12 protein-coding genes and 2 pseudogenes are annotated in these 13,820 nt (G+C 56.3%); 11 read left to right on the top strand and 3 right to left on the bottom strand.

The features are described from left to right. Nucleotides 1-5: 5 nt before the first annotated feature. Nucleotides 6-905, bottom strand: a complete 900-nt coding sequence (locus FLP30_RS11230) for a LysR family transcriptional regulator (protein ID WP_149279885.1) — start codon at nt 903-905, stop codon at nt 6-8. A gap of 110 nt (nt 906-1,015) precedes the next feature. Here FLP30_RS11230 and mdcA point away from each other — a divergent pair, with 110 nt between their 5' ends. From mdcA to FLP30_RS11185, 9 genes and pseudogenes are all read left to right on the top strand, one after another. Beyond that, nucleotides 1,016-2,659, top strand: a complete 1,644-nt coding sequence (gene mdcA / locus FLP30_RS11225) for a malonate decarboxylase subunit alpha (protein WP_149279884.1) — start codon at nt 1,016-1,018, stop codon at nt 2,657-2,659. Between the two features lie 7 nt (nt 2,660-2,666). Continuing rightward, the gene (gene mdcC, locus FLP30_RS11220) at nt 2,667-2,978 is read left to right on the top strand and encodes a malonate decarboxylase acyl carrier protein (RefSeq protein WP_149279883.1); all 312 of its coding nucleotides are present in this window, start codon (nt 2,667-2,669) and stop codon (nt 2,976-2,978) included. After that, nucleotides 2,975-3,904 carry a biotin-independent malonate decarboxylase subunit beta gene (locus FLP30_RS11215; protein ID WP_149279882.1) on the top strand — a complete coding sequence of 310 codons (930 nt, stop codon included), beginning with the start codon at nt 2,975-2,977 and terminating at the stop codon, nt 3,902-3,904. Before mdcC ends, FLP30_RS11215 begins: the two co-directional genes overlap by 4 nt. After that, a complete protein-coding gene (locus FLP30_RS11210) occupies nt 3,891-4,634 on the top strand; it encodes a biotin-independent malonate decarboxylase subunit gamma (RefSeq protein WP_149279881.1) in 744 nt (247 codons plus the stop codon). Before FLP30_RS11215 ends, FLP30_RS11210 begins: the two co-directional genes overlap by 14 nt. Then, nucleotides 4,634-5,311 (top strand): malonate decarboxylase holo-[acyl-carrier-protein] synthase, encoded by a 678-nt coding sequence (gene mdcG, locus FLP30_RS11205; RefSeq protein ID WP_149279880.1) that lies wholly within the window; start codon nt 4,634-4,636, stop codon nt 5,309-5,311. Before FLP30_RS11210 ends, mdcG begins: the two co-directional genes overlap by 1 nt. Further along, nucleotides 5,308-6,282 (top strand): triphosphoribosyl-dephospho-CoA synthase MdcB, encoded by a 975-nt coding sequence (gene mdcB, locus FLP30_RS11200; protein ID WP_149279879.1) that lies wholly within the window; start codon nt 5,308-5,310, stop codon nt 6,280-6,282. Before mdcG ends, mdcB begins: the two co-directional genes overlap by 4 nt. After that, nucleotides 6,212-7,162, top strand: coding sequence for an AEC family transporter (locus FLP30_RS11195; RefSeq protein ID WP_149279878.1), 951 nt, complete (start codon nt 6,212-6,214; stop codon nt 7,160-7,162). The genes mdcB and FLP30_RS11195 overlap by 71 nt, the downstream gene beginning before the upstream one ends. 30 nt (nt 7,163-7,192) lie before the next feature. After that, the gene (locus tag FLP30_RS11190) at nt 7,193-8,128 is read left to right on the top strand and encodes an acyltransferase domain-containing protein (RefSeq protein WP_149279877.1); all 936 of its coding nucleotides are present in this window, start codon (nt 7,193-7,195) and stop codon (nt 8,126-8,128) included. A gap of 98 nt (nt 8,129-8,226) precedes the next feature. After that, nucleotides 8,227-8,460, top strand: a pseudogene (locus tag FLP30_RS11185) (transposase); the annotation flags it as partial. Between the two features lie 129 nt (nt 8,461-8,589). On the opposite strand, the gene FLP30_RS11180 reads toward FLP30_RS11185, so the two are convergent. After that, nucleotides 8,590-9,354 (bottom strand): SDR family oxidoreductase, encoded by a 765-nt coding sequence (locus FLP30_RS11180; protein WP_210419279.1) that lies wholly within the window; start codon nt 9,352-9,354, stop codon nt 8,590-8,592. A 159-nt stretch (nt 9,355-9,513) separates the two neighbouring features. Here FLP30_RS11180 and FLP30_RS11175 point away from each other — a divergent pair, with 159 nt between their 5' ends. Further along, nucleotides 9,514-10,413 carry a LysR family transcriptional regulator gene (locus FLP30_RS11175; RefSeq protein ID WP_168200097.1) on the top strand — a complete coding sequence of 300 codons (900 nt, stop codon included), beginning with the start codon at nt 9,514-9,516 and terminating at the stop codon, nt 10,411-10,413. Between the two features lie 376 nt (nt 10,414-10,789). Continuing rightward, nucleotides 10,790-11,212, top strand: a pseudogene (locus tag FLP30_RS14275) (DDE-type integrase/transposase/recombinase); the annotation flags it as partial. A gap of 112 nt (nt 11,213-11,324) precedes the next feature. On the opposite strand, the gene FLP30_RS14270 reads toward FLP30_RS14275, so the two are convergent. Continuing rightward, a complete protein-coding gene (locus tag FLP30_RS14270; protein ID WP_149279874.1) occupies nt 11,325-13,691 on the bottom strand; it encodes a PHP domain-containing protein in 2,367 nt (788 codons plus the stop codon). Between the last annotated feature and the right edge of the window lie 129 nt (nt 13,692-13,820).

The following is a 13,820-nucleotide window of genomic DNA, read 5'->3' as shown; positions in this document are numbered from 1 at the left end:
CCGCTTCACACTAGTCCTGCCCTGCCCCCCTGAGGAAGGGTGTGTTGATCCAACAAGGCGATATTTTCTCGAATGGCCTGGATTAGTGCTGTCACCGCGAGGCTATCATGCTTACCATCCTGCAATTCAACGACGAAAGACAGATCGGCCAAGCGTGGCAGATCAATAGCCTGCGTATCAATAATTTGCATCCCATCCGGGATGAAACTACGCCCGAACGCCGATATACCCATGCCCGCGATGACCCCGGCGCGTAGTCCGGTGATGCTCAAACTCGTATGGGCAATCGTGAAGGGAATTCCGGCCGCCTTCAGGGCCTCGATTACCATTCCGCGGGTCACACTGGGTTCGGGATGAAGCGCAAGGGGCAAGGGCCGCTGCCGATAGATCATGGGCTCATCGGGCGACGCCACCCAGACCAATGGGTCCGCCATGAGCGGTTCGGTCCCTGCGGATACAGTTTTGGTTTTTATCAGAATGGCATCGAAAAACCCTGCATGGAGTTTGTCCTTTAAATTGCCACTAAGCCCGATTTCCACCTGTAACGTCACCTGCGGATAAAACCGACGAAACCGCCTCAAAATATCCGGCAGGCGTGATGTCGCGAAATCCTCCGCCACGCCGAGACTGACATGCCCACTCAGGCTCGACCCGCCAAGATCTCGCTCGGCTTCCATGATCGCGCCAAGGATGCGCCGCGCATGAGGGAGCAGCCGCTCGCCATCCGGCAACACCGTCACATGATGCGTCGACCGATGGAGCAGGCGCTGGCCCAACTGCTCCTCCAGCCGACGGATCTGCTGGCTCACAGTGGATTGTGTTCGCCCGATCCTCTCGGCGGCGAGGGTGAAGCTTCCCTCTTCAACAACAGCAAGGAAACTTTCGAGAAGGCCAGTATCAAGCATGATAGATTTATTTATAAAACCACTCACCAAGGTGTCAATAATTTATTCTGACACTGAGCCGAGATATCGCGTAAACCTTTCCAAGTCAGCAGTCGAATGGGATGAAGTGCATGAGTATGTGGACGAAGCAGGCGACGGAACGGGCACGGCGACTGAATGCCGCAGCGCCGCTGACAGACGGCAAGGTCGTCGCCGGAGATAACGTGACCGCTCTTCTCGAGCGCATCATCTGCAGCGAAGATCGTGTGTGTCTTGAAGGCGATAATCAGAAACAGGCGGATTTTCTCGCGAGTTGCCTGACGGAAGTTGACCCGGGGCTCATCCACGACCTTCATATCGTGCAGTCAGGGCTGGTTCTCTCGGAACATCTCGATCTCTTCCGCCTCGGCATCGCCCGCAAGCTCGATTTTTCCTATTCCGGCCCGCAATCAGCAGCAATTGCCCGCGCGCTGGACCAAGGCAAGATCGAACTGGGCGCCATCCACACCTATATCGAACTCTTCGCGCGCTACTACATCGATCTCACGCCGAATGTAGCGCTGATCGCTGCTGTCAGTGCAGATCGGGACGGCAATCTCTATACCGGTCCGAATACGGAAGACACGCCGACAATCGTTGAGGCAACTGCCTATAAAAGCGGTATCGTCGTAGCCCAGGTGAACCGGATCGTCGATCGGGTGCCCCGCGTGGACATTCCCGCCGATCAGATCGACTTCATCGTCGAAGCCCCCAGGCCATTCTACGTAGAACCTCTCTTCACCCGCGACCCTGGTGCGGTGACGGACACACAGGTCTTCATGGCTATGATGGCGCTGAAAGGTATTTACGCAAAATACCGGCCCAAACGCCTCAACCATGGCATCGGTTTCTCCACCGCAGCCATCGAACTGCTACTGCCCACCTATGGCGAAGAACTCGGCCTGCGCGGTAACGTGGCGACGCATTGGGCGCTGAACCCGCATCCGACGCTGATCCCTGCCATCGAAAGCGGCTGGGTCCAGCAGATACACTGCTTCGGCAGCGAGGTTGGCATGGATGCCTATATGTCAGCCCGACCCGACGTCTATTTCACTGGCAAGGACGGCACACTGCGCTCCAATCGTCTGCTATGCCAGAATGCCGGGCTCTACGCCTGTGACATGTTCATAGGCTCGACACTCCAGATCGATCTCGCTGGCAATTCCTCCACCGTCACCCCAGACCGGATCGCAGGGTTCGGTGGAGCGCCTAACATGGGGGCGGATGCCCATGGCCGTCGTCATACGTCGGATGCCTGGCTCAAAGCTGGGTACGAGGCGGCAGGAGCAGAAGGGCCATTGGTGCGCGGCCGCAAGCTTGTCGTTCAGATGGTTGAAACCTTTGGCGACGGAATGAAGCCGGCCTTCGTCGAAGAACTTGATAGCATCGCTCTGGCGCGCAAGCTCAATATGCCGCTCGCCCCCGTCATGATCTTCGGCGATGACGTAACGCATATCGTCACCGAAGAGGGTATCGCCAATCTCCTTCTATGCCGGAGCACTGACGATATCGAACAGGCCATCCGCGGCGTGGCGGGCTACACCCCCGTTGGCATGGCGCGTGACCACGCGAAGGTGGCGGAATTACGGGCACGCGGTGTCATTCAGCGTCCTGAAGATCTGGGCATCGACCCACTTAAGGCCAACCGCAATCTTCTGGCAGCACGATCCATCCGCGATCTCGTAACCTGGTCGGACGGGCTTTATGCACCGCCGTCAAAATTCCGGAACTGGTGAGGGCGTCATGGAAAAATTTACCATCAGCACCCGTGCGCAGCGCCCCCTGTCGGGCACAACTCGGCAGGCCATCCTCGGCGTCGTCGCATCGGGTAATCTCGAACTCCTGTTTGAACGGATCGGTGGCGACACAGTCGAGATCAATATCCTGACGGCCTCAACAGGGTATCGCACTGTCTGGGAAGCCGTCATCCGCGATTTCGTGGAGCGGACCTCACCAGGGGGGGTGCGCATTACCATCCATGACAACGGTGCACGCCCCGATACGGTGATGCTGCGCCTGATGCAGGGAGCGAAAATGCTGGAGATGCCCTCATGATCCCCAAAAATATTTCCAAGGCCGCATCCTGGTATGAATCCTCGGCGCGTGACCGGATTAACGGCCTGCTTGATCACGGGAGCTTCAGGGAGATCCTCGGCCCCGAAGCCGGTGTGATCAGCCCGCATCTTGCCCTGTTCGATCTGCCACCTGCCTTTGACGATGGCATGATTATCGGCCGGGGCACCATGAATGGCCACCCCGTCGCCATCGCGGCACAGGAAGGCCAGTTCATGGGCGGCACCTTTGCCGAGGTGAGCGGTGCCAAACTCGTGGGGCTATTGCGGGCAGCGACAGCCGCGGCCGACACGGCGCAGGCGGTATCAACCGTTTTCCTGCTGCTCGATACGGGCGGCGTACGCCTTCAGGAAGCCAATGCCGGAGAAATGGCTGTTTCCGAAACGGTAAGAGCCCTCCTGGAAGCCCGTAGCGCGGGGATTGCGGTCATCGCACTGATCGGTGGCCGGGCTGGAGCTTTTGGCGGTGGTGGCATCGTCACTGCCTGCTGCTCGCATGTCATCATCTCGGAACAGGGCCGTATTTCCATCAGCGGACCGGAAGTCATCGAGACAAACAAAGGCGCAGAGGAGTTTGACTCCCGTGATCGTGCTCTTGTCTGGCGTGTGACCGGCGGGCGGAGCCGCGCTTTGCTCGGCGGGGCCGACAGCTACGTTAAAGGCGATGTGGCAAGCTTTCGTCAGGCGGCGGCGGTTACCCGCAATACGCTGCCCGATTTCTCTCTGGCAACACTTGATGCCGAGCAGAAGCGCCTCGAAGAACGACTGAATGCCTATGGGGATTGCCGCGATACACCCGAGATATGGGCGCGTGCCGGAATAGATGACCCCAAGAACGTGTCTGAACTCAGTGACGACGCTTTTATCGCTCTACTTGCCGAGAAGGGACACGCCCATGGCGCCCGCTGATCTGCTTGCCGCCCTCTTCCCCGAGGGCCACAACGTCACCCCCGGAGCGGAGAATACTCTTCTGGGCACGGCGATCGTAGCGAACGAAAGTGTCGCCGTTCTGGGGATAACGGATGCCACGCCCCTAAGCCCGGAGATCGCCATCACCCTCGCCGGGTTTGTGCTCGATATCATCCGTGCTGGAGAGAAAACGCCGATCGTCCTGCTGATCGACACGGCAAGCCAGCGTATGACGCGGCGCGATGAAATGCTCGGCCTGAATGAATATCTCGGGCATCTTGCCAAGGTAATTACCTTGGCCGGTGCGCAGGGGCATCGGACAGTCGGGATTCTGTATGGCACGGCGGCGGCCGGAGCATTTATTGCAACGGCCCTTGCCACGCAAACGCTGATCGCGCTGGATGGCGCGCATCCCAGCGTCATGGATCTGCCATCCATCGCGCGTGTGACCAAGTTACCTTTGGACGTGTTGACTGAAAAAGCAGCCTCGACCCCCATTTTTGCGCCTGGTGTTGTACCGCTCGCAGCAATGGGTGCCGTCGCTGAGGTCTGGGCCGCAGCCGATGGTCCACTCGCACCCCGTCTTGCAACCGTGCTGGCAACATCATCCAATCAGGACACGCGCGATGTACTCGGTGCCGAGCGGGGAGGTCGTAAACAGGCGCATGACGTCGCCTTACGGGTCGCAGCTGCTTTTCTGAAGCCAGCCTCTGGAGAAGGTGCGATCTGATGATCACACTTCGGCGCCACGCTCTGCTTGTCGTCGAACCGCGGGTCTGGCTGGCCGTCGCGGCTGCTCAGCCCGAGGCGCTCGTACAGTGCTGGGCCGCGCAAGGTTGGCCGCTTATCGTCCGCCGCCCCTACCCTTCCGAGCCTGACCTAACGGGTAGGCTTGTGCCGCTTGGCCTGCCACTCCCCCCCACTGAAGGCAAACGGCGGCTGAGCTTTCAAGCGCCGATCGAGGCTTTACGTCCTTTCACAACATCGGTCTGGCCGCAGGTGGTAGCCACGCAATCTGGTATGACAGCCCCTCGGCAGGCCGACATAAAACGGTTGGACGCCCTCGCCCAACGCCATCACCTGACGCCCGAACCGACGGGAAGCCTTCTCTGGGGCGCGGTGACGGGCCTGCCCTATCTGTCGCCCACGTCCGATATTGATCTACTCTGGCGCGTCGATCCGTCCTGCCTGGATATTCATGCCTTCCTTGCGGATCTGGAGCAGACCGCCGCGACCTTGAACACGCGACTGGATGGTGAAATCATTTTCCCCGGCGACCGGGCCGTTCAGTGGCACGAACTGGTCTCTGCTACCCCGGGCGACGAGGTGCTAGTCAAAAGCTTTACGGGCCTCTCTCTCGCCCCCGCGCAAACCCTGCTCTCCCCGGCGCAGGACAGAACGGCATGACGAAGCGCTTCGCCTTTCAGACCGCCCCCTCCCCCGAGAGCGCCCGACGGATTGCATGGCTCGCCAGAGCCTGCCTGCTCGCCGAGGTGCAAACATGGCCGAAACCCGGGCTCGTCAGTCATATCGACCAAGGCAGCCACACCGATATGACGATCGCACAGTTCGTCTCCAGCGCCCACGCCATCACACCTTTTTTCGCGCAGCTTTATGAAGCCGGATCGATCAGCGCACCCCTGTCTCGCCTGCGCGAAATTGGTCTTGCTGCCGAGCGGGCCATGATGGATGCTACGGGTGGGATCAATACCCATCGGGGCGCAATCTGGGCACTTGGCCTCGCCAGCGCTGCGGCAGGCCGCCGCGCGACATTGGGCGTTCCCTCTGCCTGCTCCGATATTCTCCGGCAGCACTGGGGTACGGAGATTCTGGCGACACCTCCCGAAGAGGCAACACATGGCGGTCGGATGCGTCGCCTGCATGGGGCGGGCGGAGCCAGAATTGAGGCAGGTTGGGGTTTTCCTACCATTCGCACTGTGGGCGTTTCCGCGCTCCGGCAAGGCCGTGCTCTGCGGCCGGGTGATCCCGAGGCCGCGCGAGTGCAGTGCTGCATGGCACTCATCGCCACATTGATCGACACCAATCTTCTCTACCGCGGTGGGTGGAAAGGCCTGCGCTTTGCCCAGCGTCATGCCCGTCATTTTCTGGAAAATGGCGGCGTTGGGCAGGAGGCATGGCGCCAAGAGGCGGCCGTCATCCACAGCGATTTCGTCAAACACCGCTTATCCCCAGGCGGCGCGGCCGATGGCCTGGCGCTGTCATTGTTTCTTGATCGGCTTGATCCAGCACCGCCCCAGCAAGAGGCCCACCGGATCGCTGATAGGATAAATATTCAGGAATTGGACAATGGCGCAAATTCTTCTGATTTCTCTCGTCCCGATCTTTGCGGTGATGATTGCGGGATATTACGCCGGTAAACGCGGCAAGATCGACAATCGGAACGTTGCAAGCCTGAACGTTCTAACCATGGAATTCGCCCTCCCAGCCGCCCTCTTCGCGACAACAGCACGGGCCTCGCGCACCGTGCTGGCTGAGCAGTGGCCACTTCTGCTGGTTTTGCTACTGGGCATGTTGATCGTCTTTGCCTTTGTCTGGGTAATGGCGCGCTTTGTTTCCGGATTTTCCTCGGCTGTCTCCGCCGTCATCGCGCTCAGCACAGCGCTGCCGAATTATGCCGCAGCCGGTATCCCGCTGGCGGCTGCCGTTTTCGGTGCAACGGGCAAACTCTATATCACCACAGCGATTGTCTCCGGTGCCATCGTGATGTCTCCTCTCACGCTTGCTTTTCTCGAAGCAGAGAAGGATGGCGGCAAGACAAGCGGCGTTGCATTGCTGTTCACCTCCATCGGGCGCTCGATGCTCAAGCCACTGGTGATTGCCCCGTTCCTCGGCGTCGCCATCGCGCTGATCGGGATCACGCTGCCGGTCTTTGTGCTGCGTTCCTTCGACTTGCTGGGACAGGCGACTGCAGGCGTGGCACTGTTTGTTACCGGCCTGATCCTGAGCGCGCAGAAAGTATCTCTCTCCCCGCGCATTATCTTCCTCAGCATCTTATGCAATATCATTCAGCCCCTGATCGCTCTGCCGCTTATCTGGCTGATCCCGATGCCTACACAGATGGCTCATGCTGTCATCCTGCTCATGGCCCTTCCCGCCGGTTTCTTTGGCCTGCTCTTCGCGCTCCGCTACAAGGCAGACAGTCAGGACGCTGGATCTATCATGGTCGTCAGCACCGTGCTCAGTCTTGTGACCTTAACGATTGCTCTCTCCCTAACCGCCGCTCCGGCCGCATCCTGACACAACGGCTGTGAGACGAGGACGCATCTCATGACAGGCGCACTCGCCATTCTCTGCTCCGGACAGGGTGGACAGCATGCCACCATGTTCGATCTTCTGGCTGATCGTTCAGAGGCCGACACGATTTTCGAGGCAGCAACCCCTCTGCTTGGCGCTGATCCCCGTGATTTTGTGAAAACAGCCTCCGAGACTGCACTGTTCAGCAATCGGGCTGGACAGATATTGTGCTGCACGCAGGCCCTTGCTTTGCATGCAACCCTTGCGCCTACGCTCGATGGCCAGACACTGCTTTGTGCAGGGTACAGCGTGGGCGAGTTGGCTGCCTGGGGCATTGCCGGATGCCTGTCACCCGAACAGGTGCTGACTCTGGCAGCCCGTCGGGCAGACCTCATGAACACTGCCAGCCCTCCCGATGCAGGGCTCGCCGGGATTGCGGGACTACCGATGGCACGCCTAGACCCCATTCTCCACAAGACGGGTACGACGATCGCCATTGCCAACGGGCCTGAATCTGCCGTCATCGGAGGCCTCCACGCCGCGCTAGACGCCGCCATTCTCCTGGCTCTGGAAGCTGGTGCCACCACGGCCCGGCGTCTCCCTGTGGCCGTTCCATCTCATACGCCGTTGCTTCAGAGCGCGGTGGTACCACTGCGCGAAGCACTGACGGCTCTTAGGCCGTCCCGCCCTGCCTGCGGACGACGTCTTATCAGTGGCCTCGATGGCGAACCCGTTTTTGATATGATCGATGGATGTGACCGGCTGGCAAAGCAGGTCGGCATGACAGTGCACTGGAACGCCTGCCTTGAGGCTTGTGCGGAAAGCACTGTAAGCGCCATTCTCGAAACAGGCCCGGGCTGTGCATTGTCGCGCATGGCGCATGCCAGCCTCGCCAGCATCCCAACACGCAGCGCGGATGATTTTCACACGCTGGACGGCCTCATTCACTGGCTGACGCACCATGGTTAGAGGGTGTTATGTGCTTTCTGGCGTGAGTGTTGCAGAACATCTGGATGAATATTGCACACAAACCATATCCGTCTGATATCAGCGATGAAGAGTAATCTCTGATTGTTCCGTATCTTCTTCTGATGACGGAGGACGCGCAACAACGCCACCATGATCTGCGGGAACTCTTCAACTGTCTTCGGTATATGATCCGTTACGGCATTGCCTGGCGGGCGATGCCGAACGATCTTCCGCCGTGGACTGCGGCTTACCAGCAGGCCCGGCGCTGGATGGAAGTGGGATGTTTCGAGGCTGTTGTTCACGATCTCCGGGCTGTGCTGCGGCATGCCAACCAAAATTTTCATCGCAAGACAGGTCTGGATGGCGGCTTATTCATTACAATCAGCTACCACCCTGGATACACGCTGTGAATTCCGCCAAGATCATTTGTGCAACAGAGCTGTTGGCAGAATTAAAAAGGATTACACTTGGTTCCAGCCACCATCGACACAGAGTTCGCTCCCAGTAAGATAGGAGGAGTCATCACAGGCCAGAAACAGTACGGCTTTTGCAACTTCCTCGACCTTGCCACTCCGGCGCATCGGAATTTGCGCATGTACCTTAGCCGTCGTCTGCTGGAGCATCTCCTCGCTTACACCGGATTTTTGTGCCTGGTTGGTATCAATATAGCCCGGTGCCATGGCATTCACCCGGATGTCTCTGTCAACGAGTTCGGCTGTAAGCGACCGTGCCAACGAGCGAATAGCCGCTTTGCCAGCTGAATAGACGCTTACGTAAGGCATGCCTTTTGTATTAAGGGTGGAAGTGTTGAGGATAATCGAACCGCCAGACGTCATAAGTGGAAGAAGCTTCTGGACTGTGAAATAGGTTCCCTTGAATGTGCAGGCAAGTGTGAAGTCGAATTCTTCCTCCGACATATATTCAAACATGTTAGGGCGTGCTGCACCGGCGTTCGCGAAAATGATGTCAACGTGTCCGTACCTGCTCTCGACAAAGTCGCGAAGGCCTTGGATATCCGCCATCTTTGAAATGTCGCAGCAGATCGCGTCAGCAACGTTTCCGATGGCCTGCACTGCGGTCTCAAGCCTTGCGGGGTCACGTCCAGTGATAACGATCCTGGCGCCTTCACGTACGAATAGTTTGGCAGTCGCAAATCCTATCCCATCACTACCACCAGTGATGACGGCAATTTTTCCATCCAACTTACCCATCTTCGCCTCCTGCATCTGGAATAACCCTTGCCGACACTGGCTGGACTGCCTCTGGAAGGGGCTATTTGAATAGCTTGATTTTTTTGACCGCTACAAAATAGAATAGCAATTCCATATTTTCCTATATGGCCATCTATATATGGATAACAAAACACAAAAATGCTCAGGAATGAGATGGAACTTCAATGGGATGATATCCGGCTTTTTCTCGCAATCTGTGAGTCTGGCAGCATGAGCAAGGCTGCACGCTACCTCAAGGTGAGCCAACCCACATTGAGCCGGAAAATAGCAGATCTGGAGTATATGCTTGGTGAAACACTCTTCGTCCGGAGCAACCATGGCATTTCTCTCACAAACACGGGAAAGAGGCTGCTGCCCGCTGCGCAGGGCATGGCACAGTGGGCAGCAGAAGCCAATCTGTCACTCGATACGAAGACCTCTCCAGTCAGCGGTGTTGTCAGTATCTCTGCTGCACCGTCGTTCGCCTTCGATTTTCTTGCGCCGTTTGCAGAGACGCTTAAGAGAAAACATCCGCAGATTACTCTTAAAGTTATCTCCGGAATGAAACGCTTGAATCTTTCACGTGGAGAAGTCGATATCGCACTGAGGCTCAGGAAGACGTCTTATGACGATCCTGATCTGATTATCCTCGACGAAATCAGGATTCCCACAGGCGTATATGCAAGCAGGGAATATGCGCAAAACCTTCCAGAGAAATACGATTTTTATGACTTGGATTGGATTGCATGGGCCGATGAACATGAGATGCTGAGTCCCAATCCGGAACTGGCCGCTAAGATACCGGAATTCCGGCCAATCTTTACATCTGACGACTACAGCGTTCAGGTCGCTGCCTGCCAGGCCGGAGTTGGCGCAATGGTTCTTTTGAAAACTCTCCATAGGCTTAAGCACTCGAGCGAACTGGTAGAACTCGATCTCAAGGCTTCACCGGCATTTAGCCCACCGCTCGCAATAATCTGTCACAAGCGTTTAGTGGATCTACCAAAAGTGAGGAGTGTTATCACTCTTCTTAGGCAAGAGTTTGAAGAATTAAGGAAAATATTAGACCTTTGACGGGAAATTATCTCACAGGTCTGGCGCATTTACATCGAAAAACAAAATATACATGTTTATTTTAGAATAAAAAACGAATTATCTCTTCTGAAGGGATAATATCCTCCCTGCTCTTCAAACCATTTGAACCTCCTGTCAGTCGAGGAATCACTGCCAACGATATATCTATAAATTTGGAAAATATTCTTTTTTATGACCATTTACGTTGAAAGTCTTGATATCGAAGTTAACACACTCATTGCAAATAATTTTGGCAAACTCCTGTGACTGCCCAATACCGACACTTACAAAAACGTCCTCTGAGTGATGTCATGTTCATTGATGGAGATGAGCAAGGCATCTGTGAACTACAAATAGTCGGCCCCACGGGCTTTAGCGAGCCGTTGACCAAGATGGCTACGTCCTCGGCGATATCCTTCAGGCTCATCGCAATACGAAAGCGGCAAAGCGCCTGCTGACCAGACTTCTGAAACAATAAGGTATCCGCCCAAAACGGATGATCACGGACAAGCTGAAATCTTATGGGGCGGCCAGAAGAAAGCCCTGACTGCGTGTCCGGTACCTGTCTCATAAGGGACGGAACAATAGCGCCGAAAACAGCCACCTGCCCCTGCGAAAACGTGAACGGATCATGCAGAAGTTTTGATCGCCGGGAGGATATCAACGCTTCGTCTGCGTCTTCCCCGCTATCCGAAACCTCTTTGTTCCCTCCAATCACATCAGGACCGAAATCTCCCACCACGTCCACCGTCTCTGGGCATTCGCCCAATGGAACGCCGCAGCTATTCTTGCAGCCTGAAAATCCGGCCACATTGACGTCGCTCAAGTCAACAGCGTTAACGTGACGGCATCGGCGGAAACGGCCATTGTGTATCCGTCGATGCTGAAAGATCATGCTACGAAACGTAGTTTTACACCGCAAGAAATAGAGGCGACGTCCACACACGTGACTGATCACGCTGTCGCGCTGTAAGAAACAACGCATGCACGGGACATGAAGGCAGGCTCAAGCAGTTCCAATCTATGTCCCCCGCGATATCGCGGGGAAGCGCACTTTCGGTGATACGTTCGACAGCAAGCCGAAGCTCCACTCCAGGAATATCAAGAACGACCTCGCTTTTCGTAAGCAGATCCTGGCCCGATATTTCAAGGCTGGCCTTGGGGCAGGCAGTATGAACTGGAGGCTGTAGTGAATCCCCAACCTTGGTATAACCAAACAGATCTGTGCTGACTCTAATACGAGCGCCTTCAAGCGCGGAAAGTGTCAGTTCAATAGCATCTGTATCGCCATGGGTGGCGGTAGTGAAGCAAACAGTCGTCGCACTCTCGCGCCAAGCGGTTTGCTCGGGATGGTCGAAACCAACGGTTCCGACATCCAAGATAGCGGCACCGGTAATCTCGATAGTACCGCGCCAATAGGCCGCACGATAGCGGTCTTTAATGCGTGCGCCCCCAATTCGAATACGGATCTGTCGCGATGAGAGCCCGAGTTCGGCATGCAAGTTACGCTGCCAGATGCAACGGTTAGCGTCAAAGAGGCTGACTTCTTCCCACCCTGCTGTTCCAAGCAAACGGTAGCTGAGCGGGACATTGAGATCGGCCTGGGCCTCTTCTCCCATCCATACCTTTCCCTGACGCAAGGAAGCAAAGCTGCGTTCACCGGTTGTGGCAAAGGTCCGGCGTGCTCGTAGTGCGCCGCCGATGCTTGCACGATCTAGCCTCTCCGCCAGAACACCGGTCAAACCACCACGAGAGCCAAACACAGCGGTCGCTGGTGCACCGCCGCCGCAACGGCCCTGATGTTCGTCGCTGGCTGCGGATGCGCCAACACGGTACCCGCGCGCCAGTGCATCAATATAATTCCAGTGGAATTGTCCCCATGCAGAAGTGATTTCCGTCAATCGCTCCAAGTCGGGATGATACCAGTCAAAAATGCAACGTCGGCCACCCACGTGCGGAATCATGAGATGACCTTCCGGATCGTCCGCGTAGGCGGCCCATAGCTGATCAACCGGCCATGTCCCCGGTTTTATGGCACCTGCAGTGAATTCATTCCACTCGAAAGACCTTACCGAATTCCCAGCCGCATCGAACGGAAATCGCGGCTTGCCGTCGCGCAAAAACACAACATTACGGTCCCCGCCAGCAGCGGAGTTGCCGCACCATTCGGTTCCCGGGTAACAGACAAACTGTCCTGGCTGATTTAAACGGGAAATAATCCCAACTGCTTCATCCCATTTTTCTTCGGTAACATTGAAGTCGTTCACTGTATAGCCAAGTACGTCCAGTCCTGCCACATCCTTTCCATAACTGAGGTTATAGTAAGTGTCGTTGGTGCCGACCGTATCTTGTGAATGGACATGCAGATCAGCATAGAAGACGCTTAGGTCATTTTCCTTTGCTTCGACAGTGACATAAGTGGCAACCGAGACAATCGAGGTATCATCCAGACTGGCTCTGAACAGCCATTCACCTGCTTCGTCCAGTTGCACGTCCTTCACGAGGGCAATGGCCCACCCGGAACTGGCAAAGTCAGCCTTGAGATCATACTCTTTGCCGCTCGGCGCCGTGAGTATCAAACGTCCGGTTGCTTCCTGATTTTCAACCGTATTTCCCCATACATCGTCTATCCGCAGGCGCACACCGAAACTTTGGTGCGGAGCCACAAAGCGTGGTGCGATAAGCTCCAATGCCGCTGGGGCGGCAGGCACGATGTCCAGCACGCAGTCGCCAGGAACCTCAGCAAATTTGGAACTTCCTAGCGGATCAATGAACATCCGGAAGCGAAAATTCTTTTCAACGAAAGTTTGCACCCGCGTACCGGCCCCACCCTGCCGCCGATCACCAAGGCGGATAATGATCCGGTCGCCGGGATTGAGATAACCATCCACAATGTCGATGATCACCGCTTTCTGGAAAGGACGCTCATGTCCTTTTTGATCGAAGCGCACTTTGAGTGCCTGAACAGTAGACGGACTTTGGCCAGGTCGCAAAGCGGTGGCATGATACTCAGCGGAAACATAATTCGCTGCTCGGGGATCTGATGTCTGGAATAAAGCCCAGTCCGAATAGAATTTGAATGCCAGCTTAAGCCACGCTCCATCGGCTAGCCCCACGCCGCCAATTTCGTACGTCAGCACAAGTTCTGTCCACTCCCCCGCAGACAGTTGCTTTCGGTCCAGGCTAATACGACCGAGAAACGGAAGGGAATGGACATAGTCGCTCAAGCCCGAAGGAATGGTCGGCGTGACAGAGGCAAAAGGTGTAATGCTATCCATGCTTGACCCTTCCAGGTGGCGTAGATTGTCTTCCCGCGTCGAAGAGGGAAATGACCTACGAAGAGAAAGCTCGCTTTCCGCCAGTATGACTGACTGTGACCTCTCAATAATACAGGCTAATACATGTAT

The organism is Acetobacter vaccinii (genome assembly GCF_008365315.1).
GTDB classification, from domain to species: domain Bacteria; phylum Pseudomonadota; class Alphaproteobacteria; order Acetobacterales; family Acetobacteraceae; genus Acetobacter; species Acetobacter vaccinii.
The sequence above is the reverse complement of the archived record's forward strand: the minus strand, read 5'-3'. Positions and strand labels throughout refer to the sequence as shown.